General features: G+C 74.1%; 18 protein-coding genes and 1 pseudogene. 4 read left to right on the top strand and 15 right to left on the bottom strand.

The genetic code is table 11. From position 1 onward, the window contains the following. Positions 1 to 18: 18 nt before the first annotated feature. Positions 19 to 945 (bottom strand): LysR family transcriptional regulator, encoded by a 927-nt coding sequence (locus J5Y04_RS22955; RefSeq protein ID WP_209413982.1) that lies wholly within the window; start codon positions 943 to 945, stop codon positions 19 to 21. 174 nt (positions 946 to 1,119) lie between these two features. On the opposite strand from J5Y04_RS22955, the gene J5Y04_RS22950 reads away from it, so the two are divergent. Then, positions 1,120 to 2,130 carry an NADP-dependent oxidoreductase gene (locus J5Y04_RS22950; RefSeq protein ID WP_209413981.1) on the top strand — a complete coding sequence of 337 codons (1,011 nt, stop codon included), beginning with the start codon at positions 1,120 to 1,122 and terminating at the stop codon, positions 2,128 to 2,130. Between the two features lie 74 nt (positions 2,131 to 2,204). On the opposite strand, the gene J5Y04_RS22945 is transcribed toward J5Y04_RS22950, so the two are convergent. The 4 genes from J5Y04_RS22945 to ctaD form a co-directional block, all read right to left on the bottom strand. Further along, complete coding sequence (locus J5Y04_RS22945; protein WP_209413980.1) at positions 2,205 to 2,606, bottom strand: YccF domain-containing protein; 402 nt, start codon at positions 2,604 to 2,606, stop codon at positions 2,205 to 2,207. A gap of 102 nt (positions 2,607 to 2,708) precedes the next feature. After that, on the bottom strand, positions 2,709 to 3,704 hold the full coding sequence (locus tag J5Y04_RS22940) for a M56 family metallopeptidase (protein ID WP_209413979.1): 996 nt from the start codon (positions 3,702 to 3,704) through the stop codon (positions 2,709 to 2,711). Positions 3,705 to 3,707: 3 nt separating this feature from the next. After that, positions 3,708 to 4,205: a BlaI/MecI/CopY family transcriptional regulator gene (locus J5Y04_RS22935; RefSeq protein WP_209413978.1), complete on the bottom strand. Its 498-nt coding sequence runs from the start codon at positions 4,203 to 4,205 to the stop codon at positions 3,708 to 3,710. Positions 4,206 to 4,349: 144 nt separating this feature from the next. After that, on the bottom strand, positions 4,350 to 6,008 hold the full coding sequence (gene ctaD, locus J5Y04_RS22930) for a cytochrome c oxidase subunit I (protein ID WP_245205261.1): 1,659 nt from the start codon (positions 6,006 to 6,008) through the stop codon (positions 4,350 to 4,352). 344 nt (positions 6,009 to 6,352) lie between these two features. Between ctaD and J5Y04_RS22925 the strand changes: the two genes are divergently transcribed. Then, the gene (locus tag J5Y04_RS22925) at positions 6,353 to 6,820 is read left to right on the top strand and encodes a hypothetical protein (protein ID WP_245205252.1); all 468 of its coding nucleotides are present in this window, start codon (positions 6,353 to 6,355) and stop codon (positions 6,818 to 6,820) included. Positions 6,821 to 6,940: 120 nt separating this feature from the next. On the opposite strand, the gene J5Y04_RS22920 is transcribed toward J5Y04_RS22925, so the two are convergent. Continuing rightward, complete coding sequence (locus tag J5Y04_RS22920) at positions 6,941 to 7,921, bottom strand: DMT family transporter (RefSeq protein ID WP_209413977.1); 981 nt, start codon at positions 7,919 to 7,921, stop codon at positions 6,941 to 6,943. Here J5Y04_RS22920 and J5Y04_RS22915 point away from each other — a divergent pair. Then, complete coding sequence (locus tag J5Y04_RS22915) at positions 7,920 to 9,380, top strand: PLP-dependent aminotransferase family protein (protein ID WP_209413976.1); 1,461 nt, start codon at positions 7,920 to 7,922, stop codon at positions 9,378 to 9,380. The genes J5Y04_RS22920 and J5Y04_RS22915 overlap by 2 nt on opposite strands. A gap of 23 nt (positions 9,381 to 9,403) precedes the next feature. On the opposite strand, the gene htpX is transcribed toward J5Y04_RS22915, so the two are convergent. The 9 genes from htpX to J5Y04_RS22870 all read right to left on the bottom strand — a co-directional run bounded on the left by htpX (position 9,404) and on the right by J5Y04_RS22870 (position 18,740). After that, the gene (gene htpX / locus J5Y04_RS22910; RefSeq protein ID WP_209413975.1) at positions 9,404 to 10,267 is read right to left on the bottom strand and encodes a zinc metalloprotease HtpX; all 864 of its coding nucleotides are present in this window, start codon (positions 10,265 to 10,267) and stop codon (positions 9,404 to 9,406) included. Positions 10,268 to 10,451: 184 nt separating this feature from the next. Next, on the bottom strand, positions 10,452 to 12,110 hold the full coding sequence (locus J5Y04_RS22905; protein ID WP_209413974.1) for an NADH-quinone oxidoreductase subunit N: 1,659 nt from the start codon (positions 12,108 to 12,110) through the stop codon (positions 10,452 to 10,454). Between the two features lie 2 nt (positions 12,111 to 12,112). After that, the gene (locus J5Y04_RS22900; RefSeq protein ID WP_209413973.1) at positions 12,113 to 13,693 is read right to left on the bottom strand and encodes a NuoM family protein; all 1,581 of its coding nucleotides are present in this window, start codon (positions 13,691 to 13,693) and stop codon (positions 12,113 to 12,115) included. Positions 13,694 to 13,822: 129 nt separating this feature from the next. Continuing rightward, positions 13,823 to 15,883, bottom strand: coding sequence for an NADH-quinone oxidoreductase subunit L (locus J5Y04_RS22895; protein ID WP_209413972.1), 2,061 nt, complete (start codon positions 15,881 to 15,883; stop codon positions 13,823 to 13,825). Further along, positions 15,880 to 16,251 (bottom strand): NADH-quinone oxidoreductase subunit NuoK, encoded by a 372-nt coding sequence (gene nuoK, locus J5Y04_RS22890; RefSeq protein ID WP_209413971.1) that lies wholly within the window; start codon positions 16,249 to 16,251, stop codon positions 15,880 to 15,882. Before nuoK ends, J5Y04_RS22895 begins: the two co-directional genes overlap by 4 nt. Beyond that, positions 16,251 to 16,958 carry an NADH-quinone oxidoreductase subunit J gene (locus J5Y04_RS22885; protein WP_307853250.1) on the bottom strand — a complete coding sequence of 236 codons (708 nt, stop codon included), beginning with the start codon at positions 16,956 to 16,958 and terminating at the stop codon, positions 16,251 to 16,253. The genes nuoK and J5Y04_RS22885 overlap by 1 nt, the downstream gene beginning before the upstream one ends. After that, positions 16,955 to 17,518: an NADH-quinone oxidoreductase subunit I gene (locus J5Y04_RS22880; protein WP_148644308.1), complete on the bottom strand. Its 564-nt coding sequence runs from the start codon at positions 17,516 to 17,518 to the stop codon at positions 16,955 to 16,957. Before J5Y04_RS22880 ends, J5Y04_RS22885 begins: the two co-directional genes overlap by 4 nt. After that, complete coding sequence (gene nuoH / locus J5Y04_RS22875) at positions 17,515 to 18,468, bottom strand: NADH-quinone oxidoreductase subunit NuoH (RefSeq protein WP_245205259.1); 954 nt, start codon at positions 18,466 to 18,468, stop codon at positions 17,515 to 17,517. The genes J5Y04_RS22880 and nuoH overlap by 4 nt, the downstream gene beginning before the upstream one ends. A gap of 2 nt (positions 18,469 to 18,470) precedes the next feature. Beyond that, a complete protein-coding gene (locus J5Y04_RS22870; RefSeq protein WP_209413969.1) occupies positions 18,471 to 18,740 on the bottom strand; it encodes a hypothetical protein in 270 nt (89 codons plus the stop codon). A 28-nt stretch (positions 18,741 to 18,768) separates the two neighbouring features. On the opposite strand from J5Y04_RS22870, the pseudogene J5Y04_RS22865 reads away from it, so the two are divergent. Continuing rightward, positions 18,769 to 19,095, top strand: a pseudogene (locus J5Y04_RS22865) (hypothetical protein); the annotation flags it as partial.

The raw sequence follows: 19,095 nt of genomic DNA, 5'->3' as shown, positions 1-19,095 counted from the left end.
CCCGCTCCTCCGCTTCCCTCAGGCCGCCGCCAGCCCCTCCGGCAGGGCCAGCGACCGAAGTTCACGGATCAACGCCCGCACCGGCGCCGTCCCCGCCAGCTCCGGCGTGGTCACGTAGCCGACGGAGCGGCGGGGCGGCTGCGGGCCGAGGCCGGTGACGGCCAGGCCGGGCGGGGCGCCCAGCAGGGCGCTCCGGGGCATGATCGCCATCCCCAGCCCCTGCGAGACGAGCGACACGGCGACCGTGTCGTCCTCGACGTTGATGGTCGCGGGCGGGATCCAGTCCTGCCCGTCCCACCAACTGCGGGTGTAGGAACCGCAGTTCTCGTCCCAGTCGACCAGCGGGAGCCCGCGCGGCGCCGGGTGGCCGGCCGGGTGCGCGAGCGCGTACTCCTCCTCGAAGAGGCGCACCGCGACCAGCCCGGGGACGGGCGGCGGACCGTCGGTGTTCAGGGTGGCGAGCCCGAGGTCCGCGTGGCCGTCGGCGACCTCGCCGGCCGTGCCCCGGCCGATCTCGCGGACGATCCGGACCTGCGGGGTCAGCCCGGGGTGGCGGGCGGTCAGCCGGGCGAGGACGGGCGGCAGCAGGTGGGCGGCGACGCTGCGGAAGGCGGCGATCCGCAGCGGCCCGGCCACCGCTCCCGCCGCGTCCCCGGCGCCGGCGCCCCGCACCTCGGGGCCCATCGCCTCCAGCAGCCGCAGGATCCGCCGGGCGTAGGCGACGGCCCGCGCGCCGGCCTCCGTGGGGCGCGCGCCGTTGCGGCCGCGGTCGAAGAGCACCGCGCCGAGCTTCCGTTCGCAGGTGCGCACGGCGTGCGAGACGGCGGACTGGGTCGTGCCGAGGCGTGCCGCGGCCGCCGTGAAGCTGCCCTCCCCCTCGACGGCGACCAGGATGCGCAGCTCCTGCGGGGCGAGGTCGGGGGTGTGGCCCGGCACGTGGTTCATGGGCCGAATCTACCGGCATCCATCGATCCTGCTCATGGAACCGGCCGTTCCATCGACGCGGACCCCTGCCCGGCCCTCCCCCGCCCTCCCTACGGTGATCACGTCCCGGCCCGCACTCCGCAGGTCACACCGGACGCAGCACCGCACGGTCACACCGCACACTGGAGCCCGCCCATGTCCCGCCCCACCGCCCTCGCCGTCCACCAGGTCTCCCGTCCGTCCGGCCCCGCCACCGCCGCCGACTTCGCCTTCGTCGAAGAGACCGTCCCCGCGCTCACCGAGGGTCAGGCGCTGGTCGAGAACATCTACCAGTCCGTCGACCCGTACATGCGCGAGGAGATGAACGAGGGCGGCTGGGAGCTCAACGCCCCGCTGGAGGGCCGGACGCTCGGCCGCGTCGTCGAGTCCCGCACCCCGGCGCTGCCGGTCGGCTCGCTCGTCCACCACCGCCGGGCCTGGCGCACCCACTCGGTGGTCGGCGCCGCCGACGCCTGGATCGTGCCCGACTTCGCCGGCGTCCCGCTCAGCGCCCACCTGGGCATCCTCGGCGGCACCGGCCTCTCCGCCTGGGTCGGCCTGACCAGGGTCGCCCGCCTCCAGCCCGGCGAGACGGTCTTCGTCTCGGCGGCCGCCGGCGGCGTCGGCACCGCCGCGGGCCGGCTCGCCCGGCTGCTCGGCGCCGGCCGGATCGTCGGCAGCGCCGGTTCCGCCGCCAAGGTGAAGCACCTCACCGAGGAGCTCGGCTTCGACGCCGCCTTCGACTACCGCGACGGCCCGATCGCCGACCGGCTCCGCGAGGCCGCGCCCGGCGGCCTCGACGTCTACTTCGACAACGTCGGCGGCGACCACCTCGAAGGCGCGATCACCGCCCTGCGCGACCACGGCCGGATCGCCTGGTGCGGCGCCGTCGCCCAGTACGACCACCTCCAGGACCCGCCCGCCGCGCCGCGCAACCTGTACGACGTCGTCGGCAAGAGCCTGCGCCTGGAGGGCTTCCTGGTCCGCAACCACCTGGACGCCCGCCCCGAGCTCTACGACTTCCTCGTCCCGCACCTGCGCTCGGGCGCCGTCGTCCCCGACGAGACCGTCGTCCGCGGCTTCGAGAACGTGGTGGACGCCTTCCTCGGCGTGCTCGGTGGCGCCAACACCGGCAAGATGATCGTCCAGCTCACCGACGCCCCCTGACGGCTCAGCGACCTCGGCGCCCCGCCGGCGCCCGCCGCCCTCGCGCCCCCACGGCCCCGTGGCCCTCGTCGCCCTCAGCGCCCGCCGAACTTCTCGTCCGTCGACACGACCTCACGCCCGAGCGGCATCAGCGAGATCGGGATCATCTTCAGGTTGGCCCACCCGAACGGGATCCCGATGATCGAGATGAACAGCGGGATGCTGGTCAGCAGGTGCATCAGCGCCAGCCACCAGCCGGCGAACACCAGCCAGATCACGTTCCCCACGCACGACGGCGCCCCGGCATCCGGGTTCTCCACCGTCGTCCGCCCGAACGGCCAGATGACGAAGCCGGCAATGCGGAACGAGGCGATGCCAAAGGGAATTGTGACGATCAGAATGAAACAGATGATTCCTGCGATGGCATAGCCGATCGCCATCCAGATGCCGCAGAAAATCAGCCAGATGACGTTCAGGACGAAGTCGATCACCCTCATGATGGGCACCCTCTCACGGCGCGCGGTCGGCACCTATGACCGATCATCCCCGTAGGCGGGCGTGTCTACGCGGCGGAGCCCACCCCGACGCCGGGGCCCGCGCTACAGCGGGGTGACCGCCTTCAGCACCAGCAGCAGCGCCACCGCCGCATTGAGCGCGCAGAGCGCCGACGCCGCGGTGCCGACGGCGGCGACCATGGCGGCCAGGCCCGCCGGGGAGTGCGCCGGGGGCCAGCTCCGGGCGGCCGGGACCGGGCCGAGCAGGGCGGCGACACGGCGGGGAACGGGGCCGGGCGCCGCGAAGGCGGCGAATCCGGGGCCCGGCGCCCGGTGGGAGGCGAGGGCGGCACGGGCGACGGCGCGGGCGGTGACCCGCCGGTCGCCGACGGCCTGGGCGGACTCCTCGTCGGCCCAGCGCTCGGCGCTGTAGGCCACCGCGTGCTGCAACGGTCGCAGGAACGGGTTGACGCAGCCCGCGAGTTGAGTGGTCAGCAGATAGCGGTGGTGCCGGTGCGCGAGATGGGCCCGCTCGTGGGCGAGCAGGGCGGCACGTTCGTCCTCGGGCAGTCCGGCCAGCATGCCGGTGGAGACGACGACGCGCCCGGGCAGCCGGGCGGACCCGGGCAGCGCGTAGGCGTACGGGGCGGAGTCGGGGAGCAGGGCGACGTCGGACAGGCCGGAGCCGGACAGGCCCGTGCCGGGGAGACCCACGACGGGGAGGTCGGTGGCGGGCAGCTCCCGGCCGAGTGCCCGCCGGGCCCGGGCCCGGATCCGCAGGTGGCGGACGACGGTTCGCAGGAGGGCCAGCGCGACCACCGCCAGCAGGCAGATCGCCGCCGTCCCGACCGTCTCGTCGTACGGCAGCGCCGCCCGCACCTCGGGGTCGGACCAGCTGTCCGGCAGCGGGTTGCCCGGGATCTGGGCGGTGCCCACCACGCCGATCAGGCCCAGGCAGACCGCACTGCACACCGCCATCACCGCGCCGATCACGGTCAGCAGCCTGGCCGCGCCGCGCGGGTGCAGGTGCTGCTCGGCGAGGCGGGCGATCGGTACCGCGGTCAGCGGCAGGACGAGCGGGAGGAAGACGAAGACGCCCACGGCTCAGCTCTCACGGTCGGCCGCTGCCGGATCGGCGGGCGTGAAGGCCACCGCGGACGCGCCGTCCAGGGAGCCGCCGCCCGCAGTGCCGTCCAGGGGGCCGTCCAGCGCCGCACTGTCCAGCAGCGTCCGCAGCAGCTCCTCGTCGTGCGGCAGCAGCGCGGTGACGAAGCTGGCCAGCACCGCGTCCCGGTCCGGCTCGCCGTCGAGCATCCGGCGCATCCGCAGCGCGGCCAGCCCGGCCGCGTCGGAGGCCGCCTGCCACAGGTACGAGCGGCCCGAACGGGTCCGCGAGACGGCCTTCTTGGCGTGCAGCCGGGACAGGATGGTCATCACCGTGGTGTACGCCAGGCCGCCGTCCAGGCGTTCCTGCACCCACCCCGCGGTGGCCGGGCCCGGCGCCCGCTGGAGCACGGCCAGCACCTGCGCCTCCAGCTCGCCCTGGCCGCGCCGCCGGGCCCGCGGATCCCCGGCCGCCGGGGCGTGCCTCTCCTCTGCCATGACGGCCACTCCCTCCGGATGCCGCGCCCCGCAGCCGGCGGGGCGCGCACTCATCCTAACGAGCGGCCCGACGCGCGGGCCTGGCCCCGCCCCGCCGCGGGCCCCGGGCGGGGCCCGCGTGCGGCCCGCGGCGGAAGCACCCGCTCAGCCCAGCGGCTCGCGCGCGTTCTGCTGCCGGTCCAGCTCGGCGATCCCGGGGTGGTGCAGGTCGAAGGCGGGGGATTCGGACCGGATCCGCGGCAGGGTGACGAAGTTGTGCCGCGGCGGCGGGCAGGAGGTGGCCCACTCCAGCGAACGGCCGTACCCCCACGGGTCGTCCGCCGTCACCTTCTCGCCGTACCGGGCGGTGCGCCAGACGTTGTAGAGGAACGGCAGCGTGGAGATCCCCAGCAGGAAGGAGCCGATGGTGGAGACGGTGTTGAGCGTGGTGAACCCGTCCGAGGCCAGGTAGTCGGCGTACCGGCGCGGCATCCCCTCGGCGCCGAGCCAGTGCTGCACCAGGAACGTGGCGTGGAAGCCGGTGAACAGCGTCCAGAAGTGGATCCGCCCGAGCCGCTCGTCGAGCATCCGCCCGGTGAACTTGGGCCACCAGAAGTGGAATCCGGCGAACATCGCGAACACCACCGTCCCGAACACCACGTAGTGGAAGTGCGCGACGACGAAGTACGAGTCGGAGACGTGGAAGTCGATCGGCGGCGCGGCCAGCAGAACGCCCGTCAACCCGCCGAACAGGAAGGTGACCAGGAAGCCGACCGTCCACAGCATCGGTGTCTCGAAGCTCAGCGAGCCCTGCCACATGGTGCCGATCCAGTTGAAGAACTTCACCCCGGTCGGCACCGCGATCAGCATCGTCATGATCGAGAAGAACGGCAGCAGCACCTGCCCGGTGACGAACATGTGGTGCGCCCAGACCGTGATCGACAGACCGGTGATGGCGACCGTCGCGGCGATCAGGCCGGAGTAGCCGAAGACCGGTTTCCGGCTGAACACCGGGATGATCTCGGTGACGATGCCGAAGAACGGCAGCGCGATGATGTACACCTCGGGGTGCCCGAAGAACCAGAACAGGTGCTGCCAGAGCATCGCACCGCCGTTGGCCGCGTCGAAGACGTGCGAGCCGAACTTGCGGTCCGACTCCAGGCAGAGCAGCGCGGCCGCCAGCACCGGGAACGCGAACAGCACCAGCACCGCGGTGAGCAGGACGTTCCAGACGAAGATCGGCATCCGGAACAGCGTCATCCCGGGCGCGCGGAAGCAGATGATCGTGGTGATGAAGTTGACCGAGCCGAGGATGGTGCCGAAGCCGGAGAAGGCCAGGCCCATGATCCACAGGTCGGCGCCGAGGCCGGGGCTCCGCTCGGCGCTGTTCAGCGGCGCGTAGGCGAACCAGCCGAAGTCGGCCGCGCCGTCGGGGGTGAGGAAGCCGTACACGGCGATCAGCGAGCCGAACAGGTAGAGCCAGTAGGCGAGCGCGTTGAGCCGGGGGAAGGCCACGTCGGGCGCGCCGATCTGCAACGGCATGATCCAGTTGGCGAAGCCGGCGAACAACGGGGTCGCGAACATCAGCAGCATGATCGTGCCGTGCATGGTGAAGAGCTGGTTGAACACCTCGTTGCTGACCAGTTGCAGCCCCGGCCGGGCCAGCTCGGCCCGCATGACCATCGCCATCAGGCCGCCGACCAGGAAGAACAGGAACGCGGTGGTGATGTAGAGGGTGCCGATCCGCTTGTGGTCGGTGGTGGTGAGCCAGCCGACCAGGGCTCGTCCCCGCCGACGGCGGGCGGCCGCACGCCAGCGGGCCAACCGGGGCGTGCGCGACGGGTGCGGGGCCTGCTCCACGACGTCCTTCGGCAGAAGAGTCACGCAGCGCGCCTTCCGTGTTCGGGCCGGGCTGCGGCGCGCCCCGCCGAGGCGGACGGACCCCGGCCCGGACAGTGGTCGCCCCACCACTACCAGGCACCGGCCGCGCTCCCCGGCGGCCGCGCGGGGCCTGTCACCCGAACAGGTGCGGCCGGATTGCCCGCCCCGCGGTTTGGGCGGACGGTCGAGTTCCGTACGCCTTTCCGTACGCCCGTTCGGCTTCCGGTGCGGTCGCATCCCCGGGTGCGGTCGCCCCGCCCGCCCGGCGTGCGGCCTAGGAGGAGTCCATGAGCACCGCGTCGCCCTCTCCCGACCAGCCCCCGCCCTGGCGTTCCGGCACCGGCGCGCCACCTCCGCCGAGCTCGGTCAACCAGTTCAGCGACTGGGCCCCCGGGCTGGTGATCTTCGCCGGTGTCCTGATGCTGATCAACGGATGCTTCGAGGTCCTCCGCGGCGTCATGGCGATCGCCGACGACGACGTCTTCCTCAGCACGCCGCGCTACGTCTTCCGCTTCGACCTCACCGGGTGGGGCTGGACCCACGTGGTCATCGGCGCGATCGTCGCGCTGATCGGCGCGTTCCTCCTCAAGGGGGCCGCCTGGGCCCGCTGGGCCGGTATCGCCATCACCGCGCTGAGCGCCCTGGAGAACCTCCTCGACCTGCCGTACTACCCGTTCTGGTCGATCATGGTGATCGCGGCGGACGTACTCATCATCTGGGCGCTCTGCGTCTACCGCCCCGACACCACCGGGTAGCCCCCCACGGCCCCGGCGCCACCGGCCGGCCGCCCCGCCCGTGCCCGCACCCCGACCGGGGGGCGGGCACGCGCCGTTGCGCAGCACGAGCGGCAGCCGGCCGCCGATCCGCCGGCCGGCTCAGTCACGCGCGCGCTGGGTGACCACGATGCAGACGAGCACCGCCACCGCCGTGACCGGCGCGGCCGCCGGCAGGTCCTCCCCCAGCAGCAGCACCGACCAGACCAGCGTCAGCAACGGCTGCGCCAACTGGAGCTGGCTCGCCCGCGGCACCCCGATCGCCGCCATCCCCCGGTACCAGAGCACGAACCCGCCGAACTGCGAGACCGCCGCCGTGTACGCCAGACCGGCCAGCGCCTTCGCGCCCAGCTGGACCGGCTCGGCCGGCAGCGCCAGCGCGACGGTGAGCACGGTGACCGGGAGCGCCGCGACCACCGCCCAGGCGATCACCTGCCACCCCGGCAGCTCCCGCGAGATCCGCCCGCCCTCCGCGTACCCGGCCGCGCAGACCAGCAGCGCCGCGAACAGGTAGAGGTCGGCGAGGGTCGGCCGCCCGTGGCTCTGCAGCAGGGTGAAGGCCAGAACCGCCACCGCCCCGGCGAGCGCCGCGCCCCAGAAGGTGCGGGACGGGCGGCGGCCGGTGCGCAGCGCCGAGAACGCGGCGGTGGCCAGCGGCAGCACGCCGATCACGACCGCGGAGTGCGCCGTCGAGGAGGTCCGCAGCGCGAGCGTGGTGAGCAGCGGGAACCCGAGCACGCAGCCCGCCGCGACCACCAGCAACCCGGGCCAGTGCCGCCGCGCGGGCAGCGGGACGCGGGCGGCCGCCAGGCAGACCGCGGCGATCACCCCGGCCAGCGCACCGCGCAACCCGGTCGCCGTCCACGGGCCGAAGCCGGTCAGGGCCCAGGCGGTGGCGGGGAAGCTGACCGAGAAGGAGAGGACACCGAGCGCGGCCAGGGCGGTGCCGGAGACACCGGGGGCACTGGCGGCCGCGGGGGCACCGGGAGCACTGGCGGAACTGGCGGCCGCGGGAGCCCCGGGGGCCGTGGTCGGCTGCGGTGCTACCGCCGTGGACTGGATAGCGCTATCTTGATCCGTCATGAACGAGCGTAGCAGTGTGGCCGATCTCGCCGAAAGACTGCGCCGTGAGGTAGAGCGCTATCCAGAGGGACGGAAGCTGCCGTCGAGCCGGGCGTTGGTGGAGCGTCACCAGGTGAGTCCCGTGACGGTCTCCCGTGCGATCGCCGTCCTGGCGGCCGAGGGCCTGGTGGTCTCGCGGCCGGGCGCCGGGGTCTTCCGCGCCGCCGCCTTCGCGGGCACCGGCGCCGCGCCGGCCGCCGCACCGCCCCCGGCCCGACCCGGTGACCTCTCCTGGCAGGAGGTCGCGCTGAGCGCCGACGCCGGCCAGCGCGACGTCGGCGCCGGACCGCTGCTCGCCACCCTGAACGTGCCGCCGCCCGACGTGGTCGACCTCAACGGCGGCTACCCGCACGCCTCGCTGCTGCCCGAACGGCTGCTGGCCGCCGCCCTCGCCCGGGCCGGACGGCGCCCGGGCGCCTGGGACCGGCCGCCGGTGGACGGCCTGACCGAGTTGCGCGGCTGGTTCGCCCGCGACATCGGCGGCAACGGCGGGCCGCTCGGCGCGGGCGACGTCCTGGTCACCGCGGGCGGCCAGAGCGCCCTCACCATCGCCCTGCGCTCCCTGGCCGCCCCGGGCGCCCCCGTCCTGGTGGAGTCCCCGACCTACCCCGGCATCCTCGCCGTCGCCCGCGCGGCCGGGCTGCGGGTCGTCCCGGTCCCGGTGGACGAGGACGGCGTCCGCACCGACCTGCTGGCCGCGGCCCTCGACGCCACCCGGGCCCGGCTCTTCGTCTGCCAGCCGGTGTTCCAGAACCCGACCGGCGCGGTGCTCTCCCCCGAGCGCCGCACCGAGGTGCTGCGGATCGCCAGGACCGCCGGCGCCTTCGTCGTCGAGGACGACTTCGCCCGCCGCCTGGTGCACGCCGACTCCCCCGCGCTGCCCCGCCCGCTCGCCGCCGACGACCCGGACGGGGTGGTGGTGCACCTGCGCTCGCTGACCAAGGCCACCTCGCCAAACCTGCGGGTCGGCGCGCTCACCGCGCGCGGCCCGGCGCTGCACCGGCTGCGGGCCACCCAGGTGGTCGACAGCTTCTTCGTCCCCCGGCCGCTCCAGGAGGCCGCCCTGGAGCTGGTCGCCGACCCGGGCTGGGCCCGTCACCTGCGCACCCTCGGCGCCGAACTCCGGGACCGCCGCATCGCCACCGTGGCCGCGCTGCGCCGCGAGCTCCCCGGCCTGCTCGGACCGCACCGGCCCGGCGGCTACCACCTCTGGCTGCGGCTGCCCGACGGCACCGACGACCGGGTGCTCACCGCCGCCGCCCTGCGCGCCGGCGTCCTGGTCACCGCGGGCCAGCCCTACTACGCCGCCGAGCCGCCGGCCGCGAACCTCCGGCTGAGCTACGCCGCCGTGGACAGCGCCGCGCACGCCGTCGAGGGCGTCCACCGGCTGCGGCGGGCGTACGAGGAGCTGACCGGCTGACCCCGGGGCGGGTCGGCCCGGCCTCAGACGCGGTAGCCGGCCATCCGCTCCAGGCGGGCGATCCGCTCCGCCATCGGCGGGTGGGTCGAGAACAGCTTCGCCCCCGCCTCGCCCGGCCGGAACGGGCTGGCGATCATCATGTGGCTGGCCGTCTGGAGCTGCGGCTCCGGCGGCAGCGGCAGCCGGCGCGTCCCGGCGTCCAGCTTGCGCAGGGCGCTCGCCAGGGCGAGCGGGTCACCGGTGATCCGGGCGCCGTCGGCGTCGGCCTCGTACTCGCGGGAGCGGCTGACGGCCAGCTGGATCAGCGAGGCGGCCAGCGGCCCGAGGATCATGATCGCGAGCATCCCGAACAGCCCCGGCCCGTCGTCGTCCTCACTGCGGCCGAACGGGATCAGCCAGGCGAAGTTCACCAGGAACATCACCACCGAGGCCAGCGCCCCGGCGACCGAGGAGATCAGGATGTCGCGGTTGTAGACGTGGCTCAGCTCGTGCCCGAGCACACCCCGCAGCTCCCGCTCGTCCAGCAGTTGCAGGATGCCGTCGGTGCAGCAGACCGCCGCGTTGCGCGGGTTGCGGCCGGTGGCGAAGGCGTTCGGGGCCGGGGTGGGCGAGATGTAGAGGCGGGGCATCGGCTGGCGGGCGGAGGTGGAGAGCTCCCGGACGATCCGGTACAGCCGCGGCGCCTCGATCTCGCTGACCGGCCTGGCCCGCATGGCGCGCAGGGCCAGCTTGTCGCTGTTCCAGTACGCGTAGGCGTTGGTCCCGAGGGCGACCACCAGGGCCACCACGAACCCGGTGCGGCCGAAGAAGCCGCCGATCACCAGGATCAGCGCCGAGAGACCGCCGAGCAGTGCGGCGGTCCTCAGTCCGTTGTGCCGGCGGTGCACGGCAGGCCCTCCAATGGTGCGGTGGGGAAGCCCTCGCTGCCTCGTCCCTCTGCCCCGACAACGGGCGGGGCCGTCGGCCTTGTTCCCTTGTGAGCACCGTGACACCCGTGCGGCGTCCCCGCCCGGCCCGGGTCGGGCGCGGCCGCGCGCCCGTCCGGCCCCGGCCCGCGGGGCCCGGCCGGCCTCAGAAGAGGGTGCCGCCCACCACCTGGAGGACCAGCTGCGGGGCCACCGAGAGCACCACGGCGGCCGAGGCGGTGAGGCCCAGGGTGGCGGCGAGCGAGGCGGGCAGCCGGCGCTCGGTCACGGCGCCGGCCGTCCCCGCCGGCTCCGCCGGGGCGAAGAGCCGCGCCGTCCAGAGCAGGTAGTAGTACAGCGCGACGACCACGTTGACGGCCATGACGACGGCCAGCCAGCCCAGTCCGGAGTCGACGGCGGCGCGGAACACCACCACCTTGCCGAACAGGCCGATCACGCCGGGCGGCAGCCCGGCCAGGCAGAGCAGGAAGAACGCCAGCGCCAGGGCGGTCCAGCGACGCCGGGCGAACAGGCCGCGGAAGTCGTCCACGCTGGCCCCGGCCCGGCGGCCGACCGCCGCGACCACGCCGAACGCGCCGAGGTTCACCACGCCGTAGATCAGCGCGTACGCGGCGGTGGCGCCGAGCGGGTCGGTGCCGGTCGGCGCGTACCCGGCGGCGGCGAGCGGCACCAGCAGGTAGCCGGCCTGGCCGACGGAGGACCAGGCGAGCAGCCGCACCGCGCTGTACCGGGTGTCGAACCGCTGCCGCAGCGCGCCGACGTTGCCGGCCGTCATGGTGACCGCGGCCAGCACCGCGAGCACCAGGCCCCAGGTGTGCGCGTACGGGCGGAAGGCGATCGTGGTGACCAGTGCCAGGCCGGACAGGCCCGCCGCCTTCCCGACCACCGACAGGTAGCCGGCCACCGGCAGCGGGGCGCCGGTGTAGGTGTCTGGCACCCAGAAGTGGAACGGGACGGCGGCGACCTTGAAGGCGAAACCGACCATGGTCAGCACCGCGCCGGCCTCGGCCAGCGGCTTCAGCTGCGCGGGGGCGTGCTCCAGCCCGCCTGCGACGGCGCCCAGGTGCAGGCTGCCGCTCGCGGCGTAGACGAAGCCGACGCCGAGCAGCATGACGGCGGTCGCGGTGACGGAGGTGAGGAAGAACTTCAGCGCGGCCTCGGCGCCGCGGCCGTCCCGGCGCAGCGCGACGAGCGCGAAGGCCGGCAGCGAGGCCACCTCCAGGGCGATCACCAGGGTGGCGAGGTCGCGGGAGGCGGGCAGCAGGGCGGCGCCGGTGGCGCTGGAGAGCAGCAGGAACCAGTACTCGCCACCGGGGAGCCGCTCCTCGTCCACGGTGTGCACCGAGAGCAGCGCGGCGATCAGCGCGCCGCCGAGCGCGAGCAGCTGGAAGACCAGGGCGAAGTGGTCGGCGACGTACGAGCAGCCCGCGTTGTCAGTGACCCCTGTTACGTTCTGCGCACAGAAGGTCGCCCGGGGTGATCCCCCGGTGAGCGGGAGGAGTGCGATGAGCGCGAGGGCGAGTCCGGCCGCGGTGATGCCGCCGAGCAGCTTCTTGTGGCGCGCGGGCAGGAAGAGGTCGGCGACCAGCACGGCGAGGGCGGCCAGGGCGGCGATCAGCGGGGGCGCGATCGCCACCCAGTCCACGGACTGGATCAGGCTGCCCGGGTTGGCTACGGCGAGGGAGGTCACAGTGGGCTGCCCCGTGGAGTGAGGTCCGAGTGCGGTGCCGGTCGCGGCGCCGAGCAGGGTGCCGGTGCCGGGCCGCGTGCTGAGGAGCTGGGCGCCGAGCGTGGTGCCGGTCATGATCAGCCACCCCCGAGGAGGTGCTTGACGGCGGGGTCGGAGAGACCGAGCAGGAGCGCGGGCCAGAGGCCGGCGAGCAGGGTGAGGGCGGCCAGCGGCGTCCAGCTGACGGCCTCGTACGGGCGCAGGTCGGCCGGCCCTTCCACCAGGGCGGGCTGCTTCGGGTCGCCCATGCAGACGCGCTTGACCACGATCAGCAGGTACGCGGCGGTGAGGAGGGTGCCCAGGCCGGCCAGGACCATGTAGGTGACGAACGCGGGGCGCGAGAGGCCCTCGGCCGGGTCGAACGCGCCGAACATCGCGAGCAGCTCGCCCCAGAATCCGGCCAGCCCCGGCAGCCCGAGGCTGGCGACGGCGGCGAAGGCGAGCAGCGCGCCGATCCGCGGTGCCCGTCCGTAGAGGGCCGCGCCGGTGGTGCCCGCGAGGGTGTCGAGGTCCGCCGTGCCGTAACGGTCCTTGAGCGCGCCCACGACGAAGAACAGCAGGCCGGTGATCAGACCGTGCGCGATGTTGGCGAACAGCGCGCCGTTCACGCCCACCTGGGTGAGGGAGGCGATGCCCAGCAGGACGAAGCCCATGTGGCCGACGGACGAGTACGCGATCAGGCGCTTGAGGTCGCCCTTCGCCCCCGGCCGGGCCAGTGCGAGACAGGCCAGCGAGCCGTAGACGATGCCGACGGCGGCGAACGCCCCCAGGTAGGGGGCGAGCGTCGCGGTGCCGTCGGGGACGACCGGGAGGAGGACGCGGACCAGACCGTACGTGCCCATCTTCAGCAGCACGCCGGCGAGCAGCACGGAGCCGACCGTCGGGGCCGCCGTGTGCGCGTCCGGGAGCCAGCTGTGCAGCGGCCAGGCGGGGGCCTTGACCGCGAGCCCGACCATGATCGCCAGGGCGGCGGTCACCTGCGTGCCGTGGCTCAGGCCGTTGCCGTGCGCGGCGGCCAGGGCCTGCATGTCGAAGGTGCCGGTCTTGCCGCCCACCAGCAGGAAGCCGAGCAGCATCACGGCCGAGCCGAGCAGCGTGTACAGGATGAACCGGTTGGCGGCCGGCACCTTCGCCCCGCTGCCCCATCGGGCGATCAGGAAGTACATCGGGATCAGCACGATCTCGAAGGCCAGGAAGAAGAGCAGGAGGTCCAGCACCGCGAAGGTGGCGAGCATGCCGACTTCGAGGAGGAGGAACAGCCCGGTGAACGCCCGGGCCGACGGGCGGTTCCCGTCCCCTGCTCCGCCGCGGGCCTCCCCGGTCGGCAGCCGCTTCTCCGAGTACAGCGCGCAGAGGAAGGTGAGCAGCGAGGTCAGCACGATCAGCGGGAGCGAGATCCCGTCCACGCCGAGGTGGAACCGCACGCCGATGGCCGGGATCCAGGACACGTCCGTGGTGGCCTGCATCCGGCCGGGTTCGTCGTGGTCGAAGCCGGCCGCCAGGACGACGGTCAGCAGGAGCACGACGCCGGTGACGACGCTGTTCAGCCGCAGCGCGCGCCGGTCGGCGGCGGCCGGGTCGGTGCCGAACACCGGCGCCAGGGTCAGGGCGGCGCCGGCCAGCGGCAGCACCAGGAGGGCGATGAGGACTGCGTTCATCGGGGGCTCCTACGGACTGCGGTCGGCTCGGTCGCGGTCAGGGTCACCGGCCGGGTCACCGGTTGGGCCGCTGCCCGGGACACGGCCCGGGTCACCGGCTGGAACGGGGGAACGGGGTGCGGCATCCGGCTACACCGCCACCAGGACGGCCAGCAGGACGACGCCGGCCAGCAGCGCGCTGAGGTAGGTCTGCGCGTTGCCGGTCTGCGCGAGCCGGACGGCCCGGCCGAGCAGGTTGGCGCCGACCCCGCTGCCGCGCACGTACGTCTCCACGACCTCGCGGTCGAGGAAGCGCACCAGTTGCGCGGCGGCGGCCACCGGGCGGACGAAAAGCGCGCTGTAGAGCCGGTCGACGCCGAAGCCGTGCCGGGCCGGGCCGAACAGCGGGCCGAGCAGGGTGCGCCCGGGGTCGGCGACGATCACCTCGGCGGCCGGGGCTCCGGCCTGCTCGGGGACCCGGCCCTCCGGCGCGGCGGCGGGCCGGCCGGAGGCGAGCCGCGCGGTGGCGGAGCGCCAGGCGCCGTAGGCGAGCAGCATGCCGATCAGGGCGAGGCCGGAGCCGATCACGGCGGTCACGGCCGAGGGCCGCAGCGAGCCGCCGTCCAGCAGCTCGGGGAGCCAGTCGGTGCGCAGGCTCGCGACGCCGAAGCCCATGGTCGGGATCGCCAGCACCCAGAGCGGCCAGCGCATCGCGGGCGGCTCGGCGGTGGCCGGGTCGGCCTCGTCCACCTCGGGCGAGTACGGCGCGTCGGCCTCGTGGTCCAGCGGCTCCGCGGCGACGGCGGCGCCGGCGGCCGGGGCGGCACCCGCGGCCGGGGCGACGGCGGGGCTGTGGAACGCGACGAGGAACAGCCGGGTCGCGTACGCCGCCGTGAGCAGTGCGGTCAGCCCGGCCGAGATCAGCACGATCCAGCCGGCCGCCTGCGGGACGGCCGAGGCCGGGCCGACACCGTTGGTCAGCGCCTCGCCGTGGGCCGCGTGCTCGGCGGCGGTCAGCACCGCCTCCTTGCTGAAGAAGCCCGAGAACGGCGGCAGCCCGATCAGGGCGACGAGCGCGATGCCCATCGTCCAGTAGGCGTCCGGGACGCGCCCCCGCAGCCCGGGCATCCGGGACATCGCGGAGATCGAGTTGGTGTGGGCGGCGTGGATCACCACACCGGCGGCGAGGAACAGCAGCGCCTTGAACGCACCATGGCTGACCAGGTGGAAGACCGAGGCCTCGCGGTCGCCGCTGGCCAGCGCGCCGGCCATGTAGCCGAGCTGGCCGACGGTCGAGTAGGCGAGGACCCGTTTCAGGTCGTCCTGGGCGAGCGCGCAGAGCGCCGAGCCGATCATCGTCACGGCGGCCATCACCGCCAGCACCACCAGAGCCGCGCCGGAGAGCAGGAAGACCGGCAGCAGCCGGGCGACCAGGTAGATGCCGGCCGCGACCATGGTGGCGGCGTGGATCAGCGCGGAGACCGGCGTCGGGCCGGCCATCGCGTCCGGGAGCCAGGTGTGCAGCGGGAACTGCGCGCTCTTGCCGGCCACGCCGCCGAGCAGCAGCAGCGCGGTCAGCGTCGGGTGCGTGAGGCGCCCGTCGGCCGCGGCCGCCAGCACGTCCGTGATCCGGAAGCTGCCGGCGTCGGCGCCGAGCAGGAAGATGCCGAACAGGAACGGCACGTCGCCGAGCTTGGTGACCAGGAAGGCCTTCAGCGAGGCCGAGCGGGCGTCGGCGGTCTCCCAGTGGTGGCCGATCAGGAAGTACGAGCAGATGCCCATGACCTCCCAGCCGACCAGCAGCACGATCAGGTCGCCCGAGTAGACGACCAGGAACATCGCCGCCGTGAACAGCGAGACCAGCGCCGCGTAGGACGGGTAGCGCGGGTCGTCCTTGAGGTAGGCGGTCGAGTAGACCTGCACGCAGGTGGCGACCAGGCCGACCAGCACGGAGATCAGCGAGCTGTAGCCGTCCAGGTAGATCGAGATCGAGATGCCGGGGCCGCCGGTCGGGGCGAGCCGGGTGGCGGCCTCCAGCGTCTGGCCGGTGCCCAGCTGGAGCGCGACGACCAGGGCGAGCACGGCCGAGACGGCGACCGGCACGATCGCCAGCGGCCGGGCCAGGCCGGGCACCTTCCGGCCGGTGGCCAGGGTGGCGGCCGCACCGAGCGCGGGCAGCACGGGGACGAGGACGGGCAGGGCGAGGTTCATGCGGCGGCCTGGCCCTTCAGCGCCTCGGCTCCGGCCGGCGCCTCCTCGGCGACGGACTCGGACGGGTCACCGAGCGCGGTGACCCGGTCCACGTCCGCGGTGCCCCGGGCCCGGAACAGCAGCAGGACGATCGCGAGCCCGAGACCGATCTCGGCGGCGGCGATGGTGATGGTGAACAGGGTGAGCGCCTGGCCGGCGTGCAGGGAGTCCCGCAGCCAGGCGTCGAAGGCGACGAGGTTGAGGTTGACGGCGTTGAGCATCAGCTCGACGGACATCAGCACCAGGATGATGTTGCGCCGGGCGAGCACGCCGTAGACGCCCACGCTGAACAGCAGCGAGGCGAGCACGACGGGGTAGGCGAGGTGCATCAGCTCTCCTCCGGCGAGGTCGTCGGGGCCGCCTGGTCCGGCGAGGCGGCGGCCGACGGCTTCGGCACCGTCGCGGCGACCGTGCCGTTGGAGCCGACCGGCTTGCCGGCCCGGATCCGCCCGGCCCGGGGCGTCGGCACCCGCCGCCCGGACCCGCGCGACAGCACGATCGCGCCGACCAGCGCGGCCAGCAGCAGCACCGAGAGCGCCTCGAAGGGCAGCACCCAGGTGCGGAACAGGCTGGCGCCGGTCACGGCCGCCGAGCCGCCACCCGCGCCGAGGTCGATCCAGGAGGTCCGGAAGGCGTCCACGACCAGCGTCACCAGCGTGCCGGCCGAGGCCAGCGCCACCGCCAGGGCGACCCAGCGGTTCTTCGAGTCGGCGTCCGGCGAGCGCCCGATCGGCGCCTTGGTGAGCATCAGCCCGAACAGCACCAGCACGACCACCGAGCCCAGGTAGATCAGCACCTGCACCCAGGCGATGAACTCGGCGGTGAGCAGCAGGAACTCCACCGCCAGCCCGCCGAGCGCGGCCACCAGCCAGAGCGCGGCGTGCACCAGCTGCTTCGTCGTCACGGCGACGACGGCCGAGCCGAGCACGACGATGCCGACCAGCAGGAAGACGATCTCGACCCCGGTCGGGGAGAGGAAGGAGCGCGCGGCCGGCTCCAGGGAACCGGTCGCGGCCAGCAGGGTCGCGGAACTCACTCCGGCTCACCCCCCTCGGGCGTCTCCAGGGCGGCGGCCGCGGCGGCCGCCAGCTTGTCCGCCGCCTTGCGCGCGGTGGCGATCTCCTTGGGCTCCTCGGCCGCCGGGTCCAGCGCCGGCGGCGCCGGGACGGTCCACATCCACTCGCGGAGCTTCTCCCGCTCGTGGGTCAGCTCCAGGATGTCCGTCTCCGCGTACTCGAACTCCGGCGACCAGAACAGCGCGTCGAACGGGCACACCTCGATGCAGATCCCGCAGTACATGCAGAGCGAGAAGTCGATGGCGAACCGGTCCAGCACGTTGCGGGTGCGGGCGCGGGCGTTCGGGTCGGCGGCCGGCAGCGTCTCCTTGTGGGAGTCGATGTAGATGCACCAGTCCGGGCACTCACGGGCGCAGAGCATGCAGACCGTGCAGTTCTCCTCCAGCAGCGCGATGACCCCGCGCGAACGCGGCGGCAGCACCGGCTGCACGTCGGGGTACTGCGCGGTGATGCTCTTCCTCGTCATCGTCCGCAGCGTCACGGCCAGGCCCTTGGCCAGGCCGGCACCTGGAAAACTCATGAGATCGCCACCTTGATGATGCCGGTGAGGGCGAGCTGGACGAGGGCGAGCGGGATCAGCACGGTCCACGCGAAGCGCATCAGCTGGTCCTCGCGCAGCCGCGGGTAGGTGACCCGCAGCCAGATCACCACGAAGGCCAGCGCGAAGGTCTTCAGGACGGTCCAGAGCCAGCCGAGCTGGTCCGGCAGCGGTCCGTGCCAGCCGCCCAGGAAGAGCACCGCGGTCAGTCCGGACACCACCAGGATGCCCGCGTACTCGGAGAGCAGGAAGAACGCGAAGCGCAGGCCGGTGTACTCGGTGTACGCACCGAAGATGATCTCGGAGTCGGCCACCGGCATGTCGAACGGCGGACGCTGCAGCTCGGCCAGCCCGGCCGTGAAGAAGACGAACGCGCCGATGATCTGCCACGGGATCCAGTACCACTGCCAGGCGTCCACGATCCCGGGCAGCGAGAGCGTCCCGGCGGCCATCGCCACCGAGGCGGCGGCGAGCACCATCGGCAGCTCGTACGACATCAGCTGCGCAGCCGTCCGCAGACCGCCGAGCAGCGAGAACTTGTTCGCCGAGGCCCAGCCGGCCATCAGCTTGCCGATCACGCCGATGCCCATCACGGCGAGCACGAAGAACAGGCCGGCGTCGATCGCCTGGCCGACGAGGCCGTCCGGGCCGACCGGGATCGCGAGCAGCACGAACAGGTACGGCAGCAGCGAGACGGCGGGTGCCAGCTGGAAGATCCGCCGGTCGGCGCCGGCCGGGACGATGTCCTCCTTCTGCGCGAACTTCACACCGTCGGCGACCAGCTGCGCCCAGCCGTGGAAGCCACCGGCGTACATCGGGCCGAGCCGGCCCTGCATGTGCGCCATCACCTTGTGCTCGGTCTGGCCGATGACCAGGGGGAAGCTGAGGAAGACGACGAGCGCGCCGACGCAGCGCAGCAACGTGTCGAGCAGGTTCACGCACTGTCTCCGTCCTGGCCGGCCGGATCGGCCGACGTCTCGCCCTGCGCGTCGTTCGCGCCCTTCGCGTCGCTCGCGTCCTTCACGCTCGGCGCATCGGTCGCGCCCTTCGCGTCGTCCGCGTCCTTCACGCTCGGCGCATCGGTCGCGCCCTTCGCGTCGTCCGCGTCCTTCACGTTGTTCTGCCCGGGCTCGTCGTGCGCGGGTACGGGGTTGTGCCAGGGCGCGTCCGCGGACCGCGTCCGGGCCGGCCGCTCGGGCTGCACCGGGGCGGCTCCCTCGGCGGCACTCCCGGTGGCACTCGCCGCGGCACCGTCGGCGACGCCCGCAGCGGCGCCCTCAGCGGCACTAGCCGCGGCACTCACCGGCGGCTGGCTCGCCGAGCCCTCCGACACCGACCTGGTCCGCCGCGGCCGGTCGGCCCGCACCGGCGGCGCCGTGCTCTCCGCCGTACCGTCGGCACCCGCGGCGGGCTCCGCCGCCTGGCTGACCGAACCGTCGCCGACCGTCCTGGTCCGCCGCGGCCGGTCGGCCCGCACCGCGGGCCCGCCCTCGGCCCCAGCCCCAGCCCCAGCCGCAGCGCCGGCACCCGCGGCCGCCCGGGGCGTCCGCGCCGCGCCC

This window comes from Kitasatospora sp. RG8 (assembly GCF_017813315.1).
Lineage (GTDB): Bacteria > Actinomycetota > Actinomycetes > Streptomycetales > Streptomycetaceae > Kitasatospora.
This window is presented reverse-complemented; position numbering and strand designations above follow the sequence as displayed.

Coding starts and splice junctions, on each gene's coding strand:
- J5Y04_RS22935 (WP_209413978.1), bottom strand. CDS start 4,205: ATGGCAGAGGAGAGGCACGCCCCGGCGGCCGGGGATCCGCGGGCCCGG.
- J5Y04_RS22920 (WP_209413977.1), bottom strand. CDS start 7,921: ATGACGGATCAAGATAGCGCTATCCAGTCCACGGCGGTAGCACCGCAG.
- J5Y04_RS22925 (WP_245205252.1), top strand. CDS start 6,353: ATGAGCACCGCGTCGCCCTCTCCCGACCAGCCCCCGCCCTGGCGTTCC.
- J5Y04_RS22900 (WP_209413973.1), bottom strand. CDS start 13,693: ATGAACGCAGTCCTCATCGCCCTCCTGGTGCTGCCGCTGGCCGGCGCC.
- J5Y04_RS22955 (WP_209413982.1), bottom strand. CDS start 945: ATGAACCACGTGCCGGGCCACACCCCCGACCTCGCCCCGCAGGAGCTG.
- J5Y04_RS22880 (WP_148644308.1), bottom strand. CDS start 17,518: ATGAGTTTTCCAGGTGCCGGCCTGGCCAAGGGCCTGGCCGTGACGCTG.
- J5Y04_RS22905 (WP_209413974.1), bottom strand. CDS start 12,110: ATGACCGGCACCACGCTCGGCGCCCAGCTCCTCAGCACGCGGCCCGGC.
- J5Y04_RS22915 (WP_209413976.1), top strand. CDS start 7,920: ATGAACGAGCGTAGCAGTGTGGCCGATCTCGCCGAAAGACTGCGCCGT.
- J5Y04_RS22950 (WP_209413981.1), top strand. CDS start 1,120: ATGTCCCGCCCCACCGCCCTCGCCGTCCACCAGGTCTCCCGTCCGTCC.
- J5Y04_RS22945 (WP_209413980.1), bottom strand. CDS start 2,606: ATGAGGGTGATCGACTTCGTCCTGAACGTCATCTGGCTGATTTTCTGC.
- nuoK (WP_209413971.1), bottom strand. CDS start 16,251: ATGCACCTCGCCTACCCCGTCGTGCTCGCCTCGCTGCTGTTCAGCGTG.
- J5Y04_RS22895 (WP_209413972.1), bottom strand. CDS start 15,883: ATGAACCTCGCCCTGCCCGTCCTCGTCCCCGTGCTGCCCGCGCTCGGT.